Annotated in this window: 12 protein-coding genes; 10 read left to right on the top strand and 2 right to left on the bottom strand. The window is 65.8% G+C overall.

Going from position 1 to position 16,340, the window contains the following annotated elements; translation table 11 throughout:
• Positions 1 to 6 precede the first annotated feature (6 nt).
• Genes ACO056_RS13965 through ACO056_RS13945 form a run of 5 tightly spaced genes read left to right on the top strand, consistent with a single transcriptional unit; the run spans position 7 to position 6,325 of the window.
• Complete coding sequence (locus ACO056_RS13965; protein WP_421847734.1) at positions 7 to 2,493, top strand: DUF1592 domain-containing protein; 2,487 nt, start codon at positions 7 to 9, stop codon at positions 2,491 to 2,493.
• The gene (locus tag ACO056_RS13960) at positions 2,490 to 3,827 is read left to right on the top strand and encodes a DUF1552 domain-containing protein (protein WP_421847732.1); all 1,338 of its coding nucleotides are present in this window, start codon (positions 2,490 to 2,492) and stop codon (positions 3,825 to 3,827) included. Before ACO056_RS13965 ends, ACO056_RS13960 begins: the two co-directional genes overlap by 4 nt.
• Entirely contained in the window at positions 3,820 to 5,145 is a 1,326-nt protein-coding gene (locus ACO056_RS13955) for an ankyrin repeat domain-containing protein (RefSeq protein WP_421847730.1), read from the top strand. Before ACO056_RS13960 ends, ACO056_RS13955 begins: the two co-directional genes overlap by 8 nt.
• A gap of 39 nt (positions 5,146 to 5,184) precedes the next feature.
• Complete coding sequence (locus ACO056_RS13950) at positions 5,185 to 5,646, top strand: c-type cytochrome (protein WP_421847728.1); 462 nt, start codon at positions 5,185 to 5,187, stop codon at positions 5,644 to 5,646.
• Positions 5,647 to 5,653: 7 nt separating this feature from the next.
• On the top strand, positions 5,654 to 6,325 hold the full coding sequence (locus ACO056_RS13945) for a cytochrome b/b6 domain-containing protein (RefSeq protein ID WP_421847726.1): 672 nt from the start codon (positions 5,654 to 5,656) through the stop codon (positions 6,323 to 6,325).
• A 129-nt stretch (positions 6,326 to 6,454) separates the two neighbouring features.
• On the opposite strand, the gene ACO056_RS13940 is transcribed toward ACO056_RS13945, so the two are convergent.
• Positions 6,455 to 6,985 carry a phosphoribosyltransferase gene (locus ACO056_RS13940; protein ID WP_421847724.1) on the bottom strand — a complete coding sequence of 177 codons (531 nt, stop codon included), beginning with the start codon at positions 6,983 to 6,985 and terminating at the stop codon, positions 6,455 to 6,457.
• 85 nt (positions 6,986 to 7,070) lie between these two features.
• Positions 7,071 to 8,015: a LysR family transcriptional regulator gene (locus tag ACO056_RS13935; protein WP_421847722.1), complete on the bottom strand. Its 945-nt coding sequence runs from the start codon at positions 8,013 to 8,015 to the stop codon at positions 7,071 to 7,073.
• Between ACO056_RS13935 and ACO056_RS13930 the strand changes: the two genes are divergently transcribed.
• The 5 genes from ACO056_RS13930 to ACO056_RS13910 all read left to right on the top strand — a co-directional run bounded on the left by ACO056_RS13930 (position 8,006) and on the right by ACO056_RS13910 (position 16,331).
• The gene (locus tag ACO056_RS13930) at positions 8,006 to 9,688 is read left to right on the top strand and encodes an adenosine deaminase (RefSeq protein ID WP_421847720.1); all 1,683 of its coding nucleotides are present in this window, start codon (positions 8,006 to 8,008) and stop codon (positions 9,686 to 9,688) included. The genes ACO056_RS13935 and ACO056_RS13930 overlap by 10 nt on opposite strands.
• A gap of 257 nt (positions 9,689 to 9,945) precedes the next feature.
• Positions 9,946 to 12,339, top strand: a complete 2,394-nt coding sequence (locus ACO056_RS13925) for a TonB-dependent siderophore receptor (RefSeq protein ID WP_421847718.1) — start codon at positions 9,946 to 9,948, stop codon at positions 12,337 to 12,339.
• A gap of 79 nt (positions 12,340 to 12,418) precedes the next feature.
• Positions 12,419 to 13,537, top strand: a complete 1,119-nt coding sequence (locus tag ACO056_RS13920; protein WP_421847716.1) for a purine nucleoside permease — start codon at positions 12,419 to 12,421, stop codon at positions 13,535 to 13,537.
• A gap of 15 nt (positions 13,538 to 13,552) precedes the next feature.
• A complete protein-coding gene (locus ACO056_RS13915; protein ID WP_421847714.1) occupies positions 13,553 to 14,914 on the top strand; it encodes an 8-oxoguanine deaminase in 1,362 nt (453 codons plus the stop codon).
• Between the two features lie 13 nt (positions 14,915 to 14,927).
• On the top strand, positions 14,928 to 16,331 hold the full coding sequence (locus tag ACO056_RS13910) for a nucleobase:cation symporter-2 family protein (RefSeq protein WP_421847712.1): 1,404 nt from the start codon (positions 14,928 to 14,930) through the stop codon (positions 16,329 to 16,331).
• Positions 16,332 to 16,340 lie beyond the last annotated feature (9 nt).

The following is a 16,340-nucleotide window of genomic DNA, read 5'->3' as shown; positions in this document are numbered from 1 at the left end:
AGGCATTTGGTCGAGGGTTTGCGGCGGATTTCCTTCGGGCGCGGCTTGCTGGCGCTAAGCGCGCTGGTTTCGGGCTCGTGCCTCTATGCCGCGGCCGACGAGACTGCCGCGCCGACAGCAGCGCCTTCGCTGGAGGAGCGGCGGGCCGCGCTGGTAGAGCCGATGCTCGAGGATTACTGTTCGCGCTGCCACAACGATTTCGACCATGTCGCGGGGCTTTCGGTCGAGGGCCTCAAGGCGAGCGATATCGCAGCCGGGCGCAATGCCGAGGCCTGGGAAAAGATCCTGCGGCGCGTGGCCTCGGGCGAGATGCCGCCGCATTCCCGGAAGCAGCCCGATCCGGCGCTGCGGGCGGACTTCGTGACATGGCTCGATGCAGGCCGCGCGCAGTTTGCGGCAGCGCATCCCGATCCCGGCGCTGCGCCCGTGCGGCGCTTGAACCGGCGCGAATATGCCAATGCCGTGCGGGATCTGCTGGGCGTGGAAGGCGATTTTGCCGGTGCGCTGCCGCCGGACAATTCAGGCTTCGGCTTCGACAATATCGCCGATGTGCTGAGCGTCTCGCCCACCTTGATGGAGCGCTATGTCGCGGTGGCGGGGAAGGCTGCGCGGCTGGCGACGGGCCTTGTGCCCAAGCGCGATTTCGTGACGAGCTGGCAGGTCGCCAAGGACGGCTCGGTGATGAATTCGGGCATCCCCGCCTTCAATGAACGCGCCGGTGCGGACTTGCCGCTGGGTTCGCGCGGGGGGACGGCGGTGCGCTATACCGCGCGCTGGGACGGGGCCTATGACGTGGCGGTCTGGCTCAATTCGAACACCAACAACGAAAGCGACCGCCTGCCGGAAGACCGCTTCGCGCTGCGCGTGCCGATGAAGGCGGGGGTGCACAACGTGGCAGTCTCGTTCCGGCGGCAGACCTGGCCGGATGAGGCGGTGCAGGTGGTGCGCAACACGACCGACTACGTGCCGCTGCCGCTCGAAAAGCCGGTCGATCTGCCGCTCGACGTGTGGGTGGATGGCGCGCGCGCCGGGACGATGACGGTGCCTTCGTTCCGCGTCCATCCGCGCTATTCGCAGCATAATTTTCCGCGTGATGTGCTCCAGCTTGATGTGGCAGGGCCGTTCGATGCGGGCGGGAATGGCGATCTGGCGAGCCGCCGCGCAGTGTTTGTCTGTCAGCCGAAGCGGCCGGTAGAGGAAGCGCCGTGTGCTAAGCGGATCCTTGGCAGTTTGGCGAGGCGCGCGTGGCGCGGGCCAGTGAGCGAGGCGGAACTGGCGCCGCTCATGAACATCTTCGAGGGCGAGCGGGCTGCTGGCGGATTTGAAAGCGGTGTCGAGGCGGGGATCGAGGCGCTGCTGGTTTCGCCGCGCTTCCTGTTTGCCGTGGAAACGCCGCCGCCTGCCGGGCAGCAGGGCAGCGCCTATCGGGTCTCCGACCATGATCTGGCGACGCGGCTTTCGCTATTTCTGTGGAGCTCGATCCCCGATGACCGGCTACTCATGCTGGCGGGGCAGGGCAAGCTGCACCAGCCGGCCGTGCTCAGCGCCGAAATCGCGCGGATGCTGGCAGACAAGCGTGCCGAGGCGCTGACCGAGAACTTCGCCGGGCAGTGGCTCTACTTGCGCAATCTCGACCAGCAGCGGCCCGACATCACCGAATACCCGCAGTTCGATGTGCCGCTGCGCGCCGCGATGGCGACCGAAACGCGGATGTTCTTCAGCCATGTGCTTTCCGCAAACCGGCCGGTGACCGACTTCATCCGCGCGGACTACACCTTCCTCAACGAGCGGCTGGCGCGGCACTACGGGATCGAGGGCGTGCGCGGGCCGGCGTTCCGCAAGGTCGCTCTGGGGCCGGATATGCCGCGCGGCGGGCTGCTGGGGCAGGCGAGCATTCTGACGGTGACGAGCTACGGCAACCGCACTTCAGTGGTGAAGCGCGGCAAGTGGATCCTCGACAACCTGCTCGCCTCGCCGCCGCCGCCGCCGCCCGCCGATGTGCCCGCGCTCAAAACCGAGCATGATGGCCGCAAGCTGACCGCGCGCGAGCAGCTGGAACTGCACCGCGCCAATCCTGCCTGCGCTTCCTGCCACCAGCGGATGGACCCGCTCGGCTTTGCACTCGAAAACTTCGATGCGGTGGGGGGGTGGCGCGCGCAGGATGCGGGGCAGGTGATCGATGCGGGGGCAGTGCTGGCCGACGGGACGGCGTTCAGCGGCTTTGCGGGCCTCCAGCAAATCCTGCTCGATCGGCGCGAGGAATTTGCGCGCGCTTTCACCGAACGGCTGATGACGTATGCGCTGGGGCGCGGGCTGGGGCCGCAGGACATGCCGGCGGTGCGCGCCATCGCGCGCGATGCGGCGAACGATGATTGGCGGGTGCAGACGATCATCAAGGGCATCGTGATGAGCCCCGGTTTCACCATGCGCCGCGTGCCTGCCGCGCCGACGGCCGTCGCGCTCGCGGCAAGCGGATGGAGGCCGCACCCATGATGATCAAACGCCCCGCGCTCAGCCGCCGCACCGTGCTGCGCGGCCTTGGGACGACCATGGCGCTGCCGCTCCTCGAGGCGATGATCCCGGCGGCGCGCGCGGCGGAGGCGAGCGCCCGGCCCAAGCGCCTTTCGGTGTTCTACACGCCCAATGGCATGACGATGGACGCCTATCGTCCGGCAGCGACGGGTGCGGACTATGTCCTCCCGCCGACATTGGCACCGCTCGAGCCGTTCCGCGCCGATATGGTGATGGTCAGCGGGCTTGGGCACCCGCAGGCGGCGGCGTTCGGGGATCGTCCGGCGGGACATGGCCGCTCCTGCCCGGCGTTCCTGACCGGCGCGCATGCGCGGCAGACCGAAGGTCCTGACATTCGCTGCGGCGTTTCGATGGATCAGGTGTTTGCGGCGCATTTGGGTGAAGCAACGACGATCCCCTCGCTGGAGCTGGGGATCGATCAGGCGAGCCTCCTCGGCAGCTGCGACATCAACTATTCGTGCGCCTATACCAACGGGATCTCTTGGCTGACGCCGACGGTGCCGCTGCCGGTCATGGCCAATCCGCGCGATGTGTTCGAGCGTTTGTTCGGCGATGGCGAGGCGCTCGATCCCGCGAGCAGGCTGGCGCAGGCGCGGCGGCAGGCCTCGATCCTGGATTACGTGCGCGAGGATGCGGCGCGGCTTTCGGGTCGGCTGGGCGCCGAGGACAAGCGCAAGCTGGACGAATATCTCGACGCGACCCGCGCGATCGAAAAGCGCATCCAGCGCGCAGCAACGGGGCCGCAGGCGGAAGCGGGGAGCTTTGCGCAGCCCCCGGGCATTCCGGCCGAATTTGCCGAGCACGTGCGGTTGATGATCGATTTGCAGGTGCTGGCGATGCAGGCGGACCTGACGCGCGTGGCGACTTTCATGCTGGGGCGCGAAATCTCCAACCGGACCTATCCGGAAATCGGCGTGCCGGATTCGCACCATATGCTGAGCCATCACGGCAAGAACCCCGACAAGATGGCGAAGCTGGCACTGATCAACCGCTATCATATGGAATTCTTCGCCTATGCGCTGAAGCGGCTGAAGGAAACGCACGACGGCGCGGGATCGCTGCTCGATACGACGCTGGTGATCCGGGGCTCGGCTTTTGGCGATTCCAACGAGCATGATTTCATGGACCTGCCGGTGATCGTGGCAGGCGGGCTGGTTCAGGGCGGGCGGCATCTCGCGTTCGACAAGGGGACGACGATGTCGAACCTGCTGCTCGCGGGGCTGCAGTTGCTCGATGTGCCGGCGGCCTCGTTTGGTGACAGCACCGGGCCATTGGCGGGGCTGGCGCGTGCGTAAGTTCCTCGCGCTCGCCTTGGCGTTCACGCCGCTGCCCGCCATGGCGCATGGGGCGGAGGCGGTTTCGCGCGCGATTGCGGAGGATGATGCGGATGCGCTGGTGGCGGCGCTCTCGCATGGAGCGGACGCCAACGCAGCGCTCGAATATGGCGAGACGCCGCTGGCGCGCGCGGTCGAGACGCAGGACCCTGCGCTGGTCGATGCCTTGCTCAGGGCAGGCGCAAAGACGGACCGCGCCGATGCGCTGGGGGTGACACCGCTGCTGCTCGCCTGCGAGCGCGGCAATGGCGCGATTGTCACTGCGCTGGTGGCGGCAGGGGCGCCGGTGGATCAGTCCAATGCCGATGCGGTGACGCCGCTGGCGATGTGCGCGCGCTTTTCCGATGCGGAAGCGGTGCGCGCACTGCTGACGAAAGGAGCCAGCGCCGACAGCGTCGATCTGCGCGGGCAGACGCCACTGATGTGGGCCGCTTCGGCTGGAAAGCTCGATGCGGCTTCGGCGCTGCTGGCGGCAGGGGCGCAAGTTAACCGGGAGACGCCGAACGGCTTTACACCGCTGTTCTTCGCGCTGGCGGGCAGGAATGCCAATCTGGCCTCGGCGCTGATCGCGGCGGGGGCAGATGTGAAGCACCGCGGGCCGGAAAACACCAGCGCGCTGCAGATGGCGCTCTACCAGAAGAACTGGGCGGCAGCGGAAGAGCTGGTGCGGCTGGGCGGCGGCGATGTTGCTGAACCTGACCGCGAGGGGCGGCGGCCGCTTCATGTGGCGGCGGCGGCAGGGCAAGCCTCGCTTGTGGCAGCGCTGCTCGAGCGCGGGGCAGACGTCGATGCCTTGTCCGGCCCATCGAAGATCACCTGGGTGACCGAGGCCAATTTCGGCATGCCGCCCCCGCCGGTGCAACCGACGACCGCACTGATGGCAGCGGCGAAAGCAGGGCAGGCGGATGTGATGTGGCAGTTGGTGCGGGCCGGGGCGGACGAGCACTTTGTCGATGGCGCGGGGGTCAATCTCGTGCTCGCGGCGGTGCAGGGCCGCAATGCGACTGCGCTGGGTCTGGCGATCGAACTGGCCGGCGATGCCAATGTGGCGGACAAGAACAGGACCACCGCGCTGCAAATGCTGGCGGGCGGGCCGTTTTTCCCCGAGCTTCCGGCGATGCTGCACGTGCTGGCCGCGCATGGGGCGCGGGCCGATATTCCCAATGCCAAGGGCAAGACCGCGCTGCAGGTGCTGACAGACGGGCTTGCCACGGTGCAGGCGGCATTTCATGAAGTCTATCCGGACAAGGCGCCCGCCAGCCTTGCCCTGTCACATTGATTTGCCACACTGATTTTCTGAGCAGAAGGACCCCTGCCGATGACCCGAGCAAGACCGATGTTCCTGATGGCCCTGGCTGCCGCACTGGTTACGGGCGGTGCGATCGCGAGTGCGGCTTCCCCCGCCGATACGATCGCCGCGCGGCAGGCCAATTTCAAGAAGATGGGCGGCGCGATGAAAGCGCTGAAGGAAGAGCTGGGCGGCGGAGCCGACAAGGCCAAGCTGCTCGCCGCCGCGCGCACGCTGGCGGCGACCGCAAAGCTGCAGGGCGCGCTGTTTCCGGCAGGCACCGGGCCAAGCTCGGGGGTGAAGACCGATGCGCTGCCCGCGATCTGGGCGCAGAAGCCTGCCTTCGATGTAGCGGCGGGCAAGCTGGTGGCCGAGACGGACAAGCTGGCCGGGATCGCTGGATCGGGCAATACTGCGGCGGTGCTGGCGCAGTTCAAGGTCGTCGGCGGGACCTGCGCTGCCTGCCACAAGCAGTTCCGCGCCGAGGACTAAGCCTGCCATGAGCACGCCAGACGAGACCGTAAAGGTATGGGACCCGTTCGTGCGGGTGTTCCACTGGAGCCTTATCGCGCTGTTCGGCTTTGCCTGGTGGAGCGGCGAGAACCACGACATGGATCGCCACCGGCAAGCGGGCTACGCCATTTTCGCGCTGGTGGTGTTCCGGATTTTCTGGGGCTTTGCGGGATCGCGCACCGCGCGCTTTGCGCAGTTCCTGAAAGGGCCGCGCGCGATCATGGCGTACCTCAGGACGCATGACGGCGAGACCCCTTCGGACGGGCACAATCCGCTCGGCGGGTGGAGCGTGGCGGTGCTGCTGGCGGTGATACTTGCGATCACGCTGGCGGGCCTCTTTGCAGTCGATGTCGACGGGATCGAATCCGGGCCGCTGGCAGACTGGGTGAGCTTCGATAGCGGTCGCATGGCATCGGAGTGGCACGAGGGCGTGTTCAAGGCGGCGCTGGCGGTAATCGGCCTGCATATCCTCGCGATCGGGTACTATCAGGTGCTCAATGCGCACAATCTGATCGGGCCGATGATCACCGGCAAGCGCGACCGGGCCAAGGGCGAGGCAACTGCGGACGTGAAGGGGTCGCCGGTGATGGCGCTCGTTGGCATCGCCGGAGTCGGCGCGCTGACTTGGGCGGTGATGAGCGGGTTCAAGTTCGGCTGAATTCGCCAACCCAGACACAGCCCAACCCCGCTCACCCTGAGCTTGTCGAAGGGTGCTGGCACCACGGCCGCGTACGATGCTTCGACAAGCTCAGCATGAGCGGTTTTGTTGGTGTGTTATGTTGCGATTTCAGCCCAGCCGCTCCGGCACGGCCTGGGCTTCTTCGGCGAGGGTTTCGGCGGTCATGACCGCTTCCCACGGGAACACGAACCAGCGCTTGTCCTCTGCGCGGTCGATCACTTCGGCGGTGTAGTCTACCCGCGCTTTCGAGCGGCAATTGTCCTTGAGCACGGCGAAGCGCAGGTTATCCGGGTTGCAGCCGTTTTCCGCCAGCAGATTGCGGATGTAGACAATGGTGCCGCCGCTATCGTTGATATCATCGACGAAAAGCAGGCGCGTGCCGGTGGTCGATTTATCGGCCACCTTGCCGAGCAGTTCGTCGGCAAAGCCCGGGACTTTCGAGGAATGGTCGATCGAAAGCATCGGCACCTGCAGTTCGTGGCTGATGTAGACCGCGGGGACGAGGCCGCCGCGGCCGATGCCGATGATGAAATCGGGCTTCCAGCTATCCGCCGCCAGCAGCCTCGAAAGCCTGCGCACGCTGCTGAGGAAGTCCTCGTAGGGGATGTAGTTCAGCACGGGGGCGGCAGCTTCGGTCATGTCCGTTCGGGTCCGTTCGTCGGGCAGCAAAGGAGAGCGGTTACCGATTCCCGGCGCGCGGGGCAATTGCAGCAGGGGCACGTTTTCAACCGGAATTGCGGACGCCGGGTGCCGAGGCGGGAACGGGCCAGGCGAGCTCGGCGAACGCGGTCTGGATCTCGCCCAGCACGATATCGGCGGCATAGCTCGGCGGGCGGGCGGATGCGGTGCACAGCGCAAGGGTCATCGGGCGCAGCACGGGATCGGAAATGCGGGTGAAGGAAAGCAGGCCTGCGCGGACCTCGGTCACCACGTCGAGCGAAGTGAGGATGCCGATGCCGACGCCTTGCAGCACGAGGCTGGTGATCATCTGGATGTTGTTGCTGGTCGCCTTGCGCTCCAGCGTGATGCGCGTGGTGCCTTCGAGCACGGCGATTTGCTGGTGCACCGCGAGCGGGCTGGAGGGGACGACGACGGGCGAGCCGACGCAGGCCGAAAAGCGCGCTTCGGGCTGATCGCCAAAGGGGTGCCCGGCGGGGGTGATGAAGCCGAGATGGACGTCGACGAAAGAGCGCACGGTGATGTCACGGTAGGATTCGGGGCCGAAGAACACGCCGAAATCGACCTCGCCGCTGGCGATCATCCGCCGCACGGAATCATTGGCGGCAACTTTCACTTCGATCGTGATGCCGGGATAACGGCTCTGCAGCGACTGGATTGCGGCCGGGATCACGCCCTTTGCCAGCGCATCGATCACCGCGATCTCGACATGGCCGCGTTTGAGCCCACGCAAGTCCTCGATCTGCGCACGCACTTCGGCGAGGCTCTTCTGCCAGCGCCCCCCGGCGGCCATCATGATCTCGCCCGCAGCGGTCAGGCGCAGACCAGTGGGCAGGCGCTCGAACAGCGGCATGCCTATCTCGGCCTCGACATTGAGGATCTGGCGGTCGATCGCGGAGGCCGAGACGTTGAGCTCATCCGCTGCCTTGCGGATCGAGCCGAGGCGGCCGACAGCAAGAAAATAGCGCAGGAAGCGGGAGAATGCCGGCACTGGATTTTTTACCCTACCTAATTTTCGCAACAGCTTGCGCGATTCATTGCATTTGCGTGAAACAGGTCAAGGCCATAATCACGCTGCAACGCAGCAATTGGGGTCGAAACTTGGGTCAGAGGGCAGGGGGCAGTTGGGCGAAGGCGGGGCGCGCGCTGGGCGCGGCGCTGCTGGCCGCATCGCCCGTGCCTGCTCTGGCGCAGGCTACCATTGCTGACGCTGCGCGCGAGGCTGCGGTTGCCAAGCTGATCGAGGATGCGCGCGAAAGTCCGCCCGCGTTGCGCGTGCTGCTGCGCGGCATGCCCAAGGGCGGCGATCTGCACAACCATCTCGGCGGCGCGATCTATGCCGAGGATTACCTGACCTGGGCGGGGACCAAGGGCTTTTGCGTCGATGAAAGCGGCCTCGCCATCGAGCCGCCGCCGTGCCCGGCCGAGCGCGGGATCGAGCAGTTTGCGAAGACCAGCGAATTCGGCATGGACCGGCTGATCGATGCGCTGTCGACGCGTGGTTTCCAGCGCGGGGTGGGGCAGAACGATGTTTCAGGCCATACCCAGTTCTTCCGCTCGTTCGAACGCTTCGGGAAGATCGGCGGCGAGACCGCGAAAATGCTCACCGCAACCCGGCGCATCGCGGCGGGGGACAATGTTTCCTATCTGGAGCTCGATCACAACACGGTGACGCTGGTTTCGGTCGTGCGCGGGGCCGGTGATGAGCCGATCGCCGAGGGCGATTTCGCGGCCGTTTATGCGAGCGAGGTGAAGCAGTTCGCGCCGCTCGTGCCCAAGGCGCGCGCCGAACTTGATGCCGACGAGGCGGCTGCGGCGAAGGCGATGGCCTGCAGTACGCCAGCGGCCGAACCCGGCTGCAAGGTGGCGGTGCACTACCTGTTTCAGGCGCTGCGCGCACTGCCGCCGCGGCAGGTCTACCGCTCGCTGGTCCTCGGTTTCATGATGGCCGATGCCGATCCGCGCTTTGTCGGTGTCAACATCGTGATGCCGGAAGACGCGTGGCTGGCGCGGCGTGACTACCCCCTGCACATGGCGATGATCCGGTTTCTCGCCACAAAGTATCCGCGCGTGAAGCTGACGCTGCATGCCGGCGAAGTGACGCTGGGGCAGGTGCCGCCGACAGATCTCAAGGACCATATCGCTCAGGCCATTGCGGCCGGTGCGAAGCGGATCGGGCACGGCACCGGCATCGCCTTCGAGGACAAGGCCGAAGACACCATGGCCCGCATGGCGCGTGAGGGGATCGCGGTCGAAATCAATCTCACCAGCAATGGGGTGATCCTTGGCGTCAAGGGCGCGGACCATCCCATGCAGCTTTACCGGGCGCATGGAGTGCCGGTGGTGCTCTCTACCGACGACGAGGGCGTGCTGCGCTCCGACATGACCAATGAATATGTCCGCGCCGTGCGCGAGCAGGGGCTGAGTTACTTGGAACTCAAGCAGATTGCGCGCGCGGGGCTCGCTTATTCGTTTGTGCCCGGCGGGGCGCTGTGGGCTCATCCGTCCAAGCTGGAGCCGGTAGCTGCCTGTGCTGATTTTGCCACACCATCTTGCGCCAAGTATCTGGCGAGTAACGAGAAGGCGCGGCTGCAAATGGATCTTGAACAGCGTTTTGCAGCATTTGAGGCAGAGCGTCTGGCGCGTGCCGGAAAGGTGTCTTAAGAGCGTAATACGAATTGCCACGTTTGTGGCATCATAAGAAAAACGGGTGCGCCCAGCCTCGGGGATGCCGCAAACAGCGGCATGGCGGCGGGAAAGATGCCTGATGGTTTGCGGGAGAGGCGCGGTTCAACCACGCGCATTGCGGTCTTCACGAAAGGTGAGGGCGGTGCGCCTTTTGCGTCCCAGGGGGTTTCTCGATGCTCTACCCGAATAGTTCTGCGCAGTTTGCTGCGCCGCGCCGCCTTGTAACAGGTCTGGTGGCGCTTCTTGGTTGCACCGCGCTGACCGCGCCTGCCTTCGCGCAGGAAGCACCGGCACCCGATCCGCAGCCCGCCAAGGAAGAGATCGTCGTCGTCGGCTCGCTCGGCGCGCTGCCGGTCAAGGACGTCGGCTCGATCTTCGGCTTCGACAAGAACCTTGTCGAAACGCCGCGTTCGGCCTCCACCATTTCGAAGGAGCAGCTCGAGCGCTTCGGCGTGAGCGAGATTTACGATCTCGTGGCGCAGGCTCCGGGTACTTTCACCAACTCGTTCTTCGGCGTTGGCGGCGCGCTCGACATTCGCGGCACCCCCGGAGAAGTCTATTTCCGCGGCGTGCGCCGTCTCGACAATCCGGGCAACTACCCGACCCCGATCGGCGCATCGGACCGCATCGACATCGTGCGCGGCCCTGCCTCGCCGATCTACGGCCCGTCGAAGACCGGCGGCTACATGAACTTCGTGCCCAAGTCGGCCCGCGTGGCCAAGGGCAAGTACATGGACAGCCCCGAGGGCCAGATCTCGTATACCGGCGGCAGCTGGGCGAAGAGCGTGCTTTCGGCCGAACTGCGCGGCCCCGGCAAGATCGGCAGCCAGGCGTTCGGCTACAGCCTTTACGCTGAAATCGAGGATTCCGGTTCGTACTACCGCAACATGAACACCAAGCAGACCATCCTGCAGGGTTCGTTCGATACCGACCTCACGCCCAACCTGCGGCTTGAATTCGGCGGCATGTACCAGAACTACAAGGGCCAGCAGAACGGCGGCTGGAACCGCCTCTCGCAGGACCTCGTCGACAAGGGCACCTACATCACCGGTTCGGCCCAGCCGCTCGACACCAGCGGCGACGGCAAGATCAGCCCGGCGGAATTCGACGCTGTCGGCTCGTTCGGCGTGTTTGGCTCGTTCCCCTGCGGCACCCCCGGCGTGAGCCCGTTCGGCCCGCTCGGCATGACCGACGCCTGCCTCAAGGCGAACTATCCGCAGCTGGCGCTCACCAATGCAGGCACGGCAACGCTGAGCCGCCGCAACACGCTGACCGGCCCCAACGACAAGCTGTGGAACAAGGCGACCACCGCCTACATGGACCTCATCTGGGACGGCGGCAACGATCTCGAGATCAAGAACCAGCTGTTCTACGACGGGTATGACAACATCAACGAGAACGCCTACGGCTTCTCGCAGTTCCACAATTCCTACGTGATCGAGGACAAGATCGTCCTTTCGAAGAAGTTCACCACGGATATCGGCAAGTTCTCCATCCAGCTCTCGCCGTCGGTTCGCTACACCGACTTCCTGCATGGTGATGACTTCAACTACGAATACTTCCACCGCGTCGATCTCACCAAGGGCTACGACGCCCTGTCGACCCGCCTGCTCTCGACCCAGTCGGGCAAGGACTATGCAACCTATGTTCGTGGCTACTACACGGACTGGGCCTTCGCTGGCCTGACTGACCTTGATTTCAACTTCGGTCTCGATGTCACGCTGGGCGCCCGTTATGACAGCATCCACGGCAAGTCGTCGAGCGATCCCACTCGCACGAATGGCGACAACACCTCCGCCTCGGCTACCAAGGGTGCCTGGTCGTGGTCGGCCAGCGCCAACTACCGCCTGCCCTTCGGCCTCGTTCCCTATGGCACGATCTCGCGCCAGTCGGTCGTGATCGCGGGCCAGGGTGCCGAACTCGATCCGAACAACCTCAAGGCCGGGACCTGGATCAGCGCATCGAAGCTCTATGAAGGCGGCATCAAGGGTTCGTGGCTGAACAACCGCCTCTACGCCGCGCTGTCGATCTACAAGCAGAGCCGCGTCGACTACAATGCGCAGTCGATCACGGTGAACCAGGCGGTCGAAACCAAGGGGCTTGAGGCGGAAGTGCGCTGGTCGGTTGACAAGCACTTCCTCGTGACCGGTGCCTATACCCGCACCAACGTCTACAACCTCACCGGCCTCAACGACGGTTCGCTGTTCAGCTTCTTCGGCATCGGCGATCTCAAGAACGTCAAGGATCCCTCGCTCTACCTCGGTGGCCAGCTGTTTGGCCTGCTGCCGGTCACGAACAAGGACCAGTCGCGCCGTGCGGGTATTCCGAAGGACCTGTTCTCGGCCACCGCGACCTACTCTTTCGACAACGGTCTGGCGTTCGCGGGCAGCGTGAGCCACGTGCCTTCGGTGTTCTCGGGCCAGTCGCAGGCAATCCGCCTGCCTGCCTACACTCTCGTGGATGGCAGCGTGTCCTACGCCAAGGGTCCGTGGCTGTTCCGCGTGGTCGTGAAGAACCTCACGGATGCCAAGTACTTCCGCGCCAACTTCACCGAACTCTTCGGCGGCACGATCGCGCTGCCCGAGCGTCCGCGCAGCTGGCAGGCCTCGGTCGTCTACAAGTTCTGATGACCTGACTTGAGCGGGGGCAGCGCCGCATGCGCTGCCCCTTGCTCCCTTGCGATTTTCCCTCAAGGCTGCCCCGACCATGTCTGTTTTCGCGCGCCTTGTTTCCATTGCTGCTGCAGCGCTGATCGCCTCGGCATCGCCCGCGCTGGCCACACCGGTCGCCGATGCGGCGACGCTCGCCGCGGTCAAGGCCTGCGCCCCGGCGCGGCCCTGCGGTGCAAAGCTGCCGGTGCGCGTGGTGGTCGTCACTATGTTCGAGATCGGCGCCGATACTGGTGACAAGCCGGGTGAATTCCAGCTCTGGAAAGAGCGCCGCCACCTCACCGAGACACTGCCGTTCCCGCAAGGGTGGCACAACCTCGCCTATGATCCGGAAACCGGCGTGCTCGCCATCGTGACGGGCATGGGCTCGATCAAGTCGGCCACAGCAGCGCTGGCGCTGGGGCTGGATGATCGGCTCGATCTTTCCAGGGCCTATTGGCTCGTTGCCGGGATTGCCGGGATCGATCCCGAGGACGCCTCGGTCGGCTCGGCGGCCTGGGCGCATTATCTGATCGACGGCGATATCGCGCACGAGATCGACGCGCGCGAGATCCCCAAGGATTGGAAGAGCGGCTACTTTGCGCTGCACAGCAAGGGGCCGCAGGATCCCACGCCGCTCGAGCCGGTGAACGGCGAGATGTTCGAGCTCAATCCGGCGCTGCAGGACTGGGCCTTCGCGCTGACGAAGGACATGGCGCTGCCCGATGATCCGCGCATTGCCGAGGCCCGCAAGGCGTTCAAGGGCTATCCCAATGCGCAGAAGCCGCCGTTCGTGCTGAAGGGCGATAACCTTGCGGCGATGACGTTCTGGCATGGCGCGAAGATGACGCAGTGGGCCAATGACTGGACAAAGTTCTGGACGCGCGGGAAGGGCGAGTTCGTGACGTCGGCGATGGAAGAAACGGGGACGTTCCAATCGATCGAGTATCTCACCAAGGTCGGCCGGGCAGACCGCGACCGCGTGCTGGTGCTGCGCGCAGGCAGCAATTTCACGATGCCGCCGCCGGGGATCGATCCGGCGACGTATCTGCTGAGCGAGAACCAGGGCTACGCCGGGATGACCGCAGCGCTGGAGAGCCTTTACAAGGTGGGCGGCAAGGTGGTGGACGAGATCGTCACGCACTGGGACCGCTATGAGCAGAGCCCGCCCAAATGACGCGGCGCTGCTGAAATGGCACTGACACTCATCCGCAATGCCGCGGTGGTTGCCGCAATGGATGATGCGGGCAGCGAGATCGCAGGTGGGGCGGTGGCACTGCGGGACGGCGTGGTGCTGGCAGTGGGTACGACCGCCGAACTCGCGCCGCTCGCCGGGCACGCCGACGAAATCGTCGAGGCGGCGGGCTGCGTGGTGACGCCGGGGCTGATCAACACGCACCATCACCTCTACCAGACACTGACCCGTGCAGTGCCGGGGGCGACCGAGGCGTCGCTGTTCGGCTGGCTGAAGCGGCTCTATCCGATCTGGGCGCGCTATACGCCCGATGACGTGTTCGCCGCGACGCAACTGGGGCTGGCGGAACTGGCGCTTTCGGGCTGTTCGCTGAGCAGCGACCACCTCTATCTTTTCCCCAACGGCGTGACGCTGGATGACACGATCCATGCCGCCGCCGGGATTGGCGTGCGCTTTCACGCAACGCGCGGGAGCATGAGCGTGGGCGAAAGCGCCGGCGGGCTGCCGCCGGACAGCCTCGTCGAGCGCGAGGACGCGATCCTTTCCGACTGCATCCGCGTCATCGACCGGTTCCATGACGGCGCGGACGGGGCGATGGTGCAGGTGGGTGTGGCGCCGTGTTCGCCCTTTTCGGTGAGCCGCGAGCTGATGCGCGATGCGGCGCTGCTGGCGCGCGAGAAGGGCGTGATGCTGCACACCCATCTCGCCGAAGATGCCGACGACGTTGCCTTCAGCCTCGAACGGTTCGGGTGCCGGCCGGGCCAATACGCGGAAGAGCTCGGCTGGACCGGGCCCGACGTCTGGCATGCGCACTGCGTGCAGCTCGACCACGGTGAAATCGACCTGTTTGCGCGCACGCGCACCGGGGTGGCGCATTGTCCGGGCTCGAACTGCCGGCTGGGCTCGGGCGTGGCGCCGGTGCGGGCAATGGTCGATGCCGGGGTGCCAGTGGGGCTGGGGGTCGATGGTTCGGCCTCCAACGATATCGCGAACCTGCTGGGTGAGGCGCGGCAGGCCATGCTTCTCCAGCGAGTGACGCATGGGGCGACCGCTTTTGCCGCGCGCGAGGCGCTACGGCTTGCGACGCGCGGCGGGGCGGCGGTGCTGGGGCGGCCTGATCTGGGCCAGCTCGCTGCGGGCAAGCGCGCGGACGTCGCGGTGTGGGACATGGCCGACGTAGCCTCGACCGGCGCGTGGGATCTTGTCGCAGGGCTGGTGCTCGCGCCGCCTGCCGGGGTGCGCGACTTGTTCGTCGAAGGGCGGCCGGTCGTGCGCGGCGGCGAGCTTGTGCAGACACCGCGCGCGCACATTCTGAGCGCGGCGCGCCGCTCGCTCGACCGGCTGATTGCGACCGGATAGGAGACTGCCCGCCGTGCCATTGCCCACCCAAGCAGGTCATCGCGGGGTCAGCCGCACCCAGGCCCGTGATCCGGATTACTTTCCCGGCATGGTCCTCGCGCTTCCTTTGGGTATCCAGCATGTGCTGGCGATGTTCGTCTCGAACCTTACGCCGCCGATCATCGTGGCGGGGGCAGCGGGGTTCGGGTTCGGATCGGCAGACCCCTCGCAGCTGATCTACATGATCCAGATGGCGATGCTGTTCGCCGGGATCGCGACCCTGATGCAGACTGTCGGCTTCGGACCCATCGGCGCACGGTTGCCGCTGGTGCAGGGGACGAGCTTTGCGTTCATTCCGGTGATGATCCCGATCGTAGCGGGCCGGGGCGTCGGCGCGATGGCGGAACTGACGACGGCAGCGCTGATCGGCGGGCTGGTGCATGGCGCGCTGAGTGTGTTTGTCGGCCGCGTACGGTTTGCACTGCCGCCGATGATCACCGGCCTTGTCGTGCTGATGATCGGGCTCTCGCTGATGCGGATCGGGGTGCAATATGCGGCGGGCGGCGTGCCAGCGGTGGGGACGCCCGCGTTTGGGGCCGGGAGCAGCTGGCTGCTGGCAGGCGTGGTCGTGTTCGCGACGTTGGGCCTCAAGTTTTTTGCGCGGGGGATCTGGTCGACGGCTTCGGTCCTGCTGGGTCTGCTGGCGGGCTATCTGGCGGCGTTGGCGATGGGGCGGATTTCGTTCGCGGCGGTGAGCGCGGCGCCGCTCGTGATGGTGCCGCAGCCGTTCCACTTCGGCTTTGCGCTATCCGCTTCGGCGGTGCTGGGTTTTGTGCTGACGGGGTTTGTCTCATCGATCGAATCAATTGGCGATGTCGAGGCGATCTGCGAGGGAACGGCGGGGCGGCCCGCGACGGATGCCGAACTGAAAGGCGCCGTGGCGGCGGACGGGGCGGGAACGGCGCTCGCCGCCATCTTCGGCGCGATGCCCAATACGACTTTCAGCCAGAATGTCGGCCTGATCGCGATTACGGGCATGATGAGCCGCCATGTCGTGACATTGGGCGCGCTGTTCCTGATCGTGTGCGGGCTGGTGCCCAAGATCGGCGCCGTGATCACCACAATTCCCATCGAGGTACTTGGCGGCGGGGTGATCGTGATGTTCGGCATGGTCGCGTCTGCCGCGCTATCGATGCTCGCGGGGGTGACCTGGAACCAGCGCAACATGCTGGTGTTCGGCGTGAGCCTGTCGCTGGCGCTCGGCCTGCAACTCGAGCCGAGCTCGCTCGCGCATCTGCCGGAAACGGCGCAGATGCTGCTTTCTTCGGGCGTACTTCCCGCAGCGGTGCTGGCGATCCTGCTCAATCTGCTGCTTCCCGAGGAGACCGCCGATGACGAGGAGCCACAAAGCGTGGTTCTCGCCGGGGATGGAGGCTGACGGAGTGGT

Origin of the sequence: Novosphingobium sp. (genome assembly GCF_965228995.1) — a bacterium.
GTDB lineage: Bacteria > Pseudomonadota > Alphaproteobacteria > Sphingomonadales > Sphingomonadaceae > Novosphingobium.
This window is presented reverse-complemented; position numbering and strand designations above follow the sequence as displayed.

Bases quoted from the DNA above. Each gene is read 5' to 3' on its own strand.
- ACO056_RS13960 (WP_421847732.1), top strand. From the start codon at position 2,490: ATGATGATCAAACGCCCCGCGCTCAGCCGCCGCACCGTGCTGCGCGGC.
- ACO056_RS13950 (WP_421847728.1), top strand. From the start codon at position 5,185: ATGACCCGAGCAAGACCGATGTTCCTGATGGCCCTGGCTGCCGCACTG.
- ACO056_RS13945 (WP_421847726.1), top strand. From the start codon at position 5,654: ATGAGCACGCCAGACGAGACCGTAAAGGTATGGGACCCGTTCGTGCGG.
- ACO056_RS13940 (WP_421847724.1), bottom strand. From the start codon at position 6,985: ATGACCGAAGCTGCCGCCCCCGTGCTGAACTACATCCCCTACGAGGAC.
- ACO056_RS13930 (WP_421847720.1), top strand. From the start codon at position 8,006: ATGCCGGCACTGGATTTTTTACCCTACCTAATTTTCGCAACAGCTTGC.
- ACO056_RS13920 (WP_421847716.1), top strand. From the start codon at position 12,419: ATGTCTGTTTTCGCGCGCCTTGTTTCCATTGCTGCTGCAGCGCTGATC.
- ACO056_RS13915 (WP_421847714.1), top strand. From the start codon at position 13,553: ATGGCACTGACACTCATCCGCAATGCCGCGGTGGTTGCCGCAATGGAT.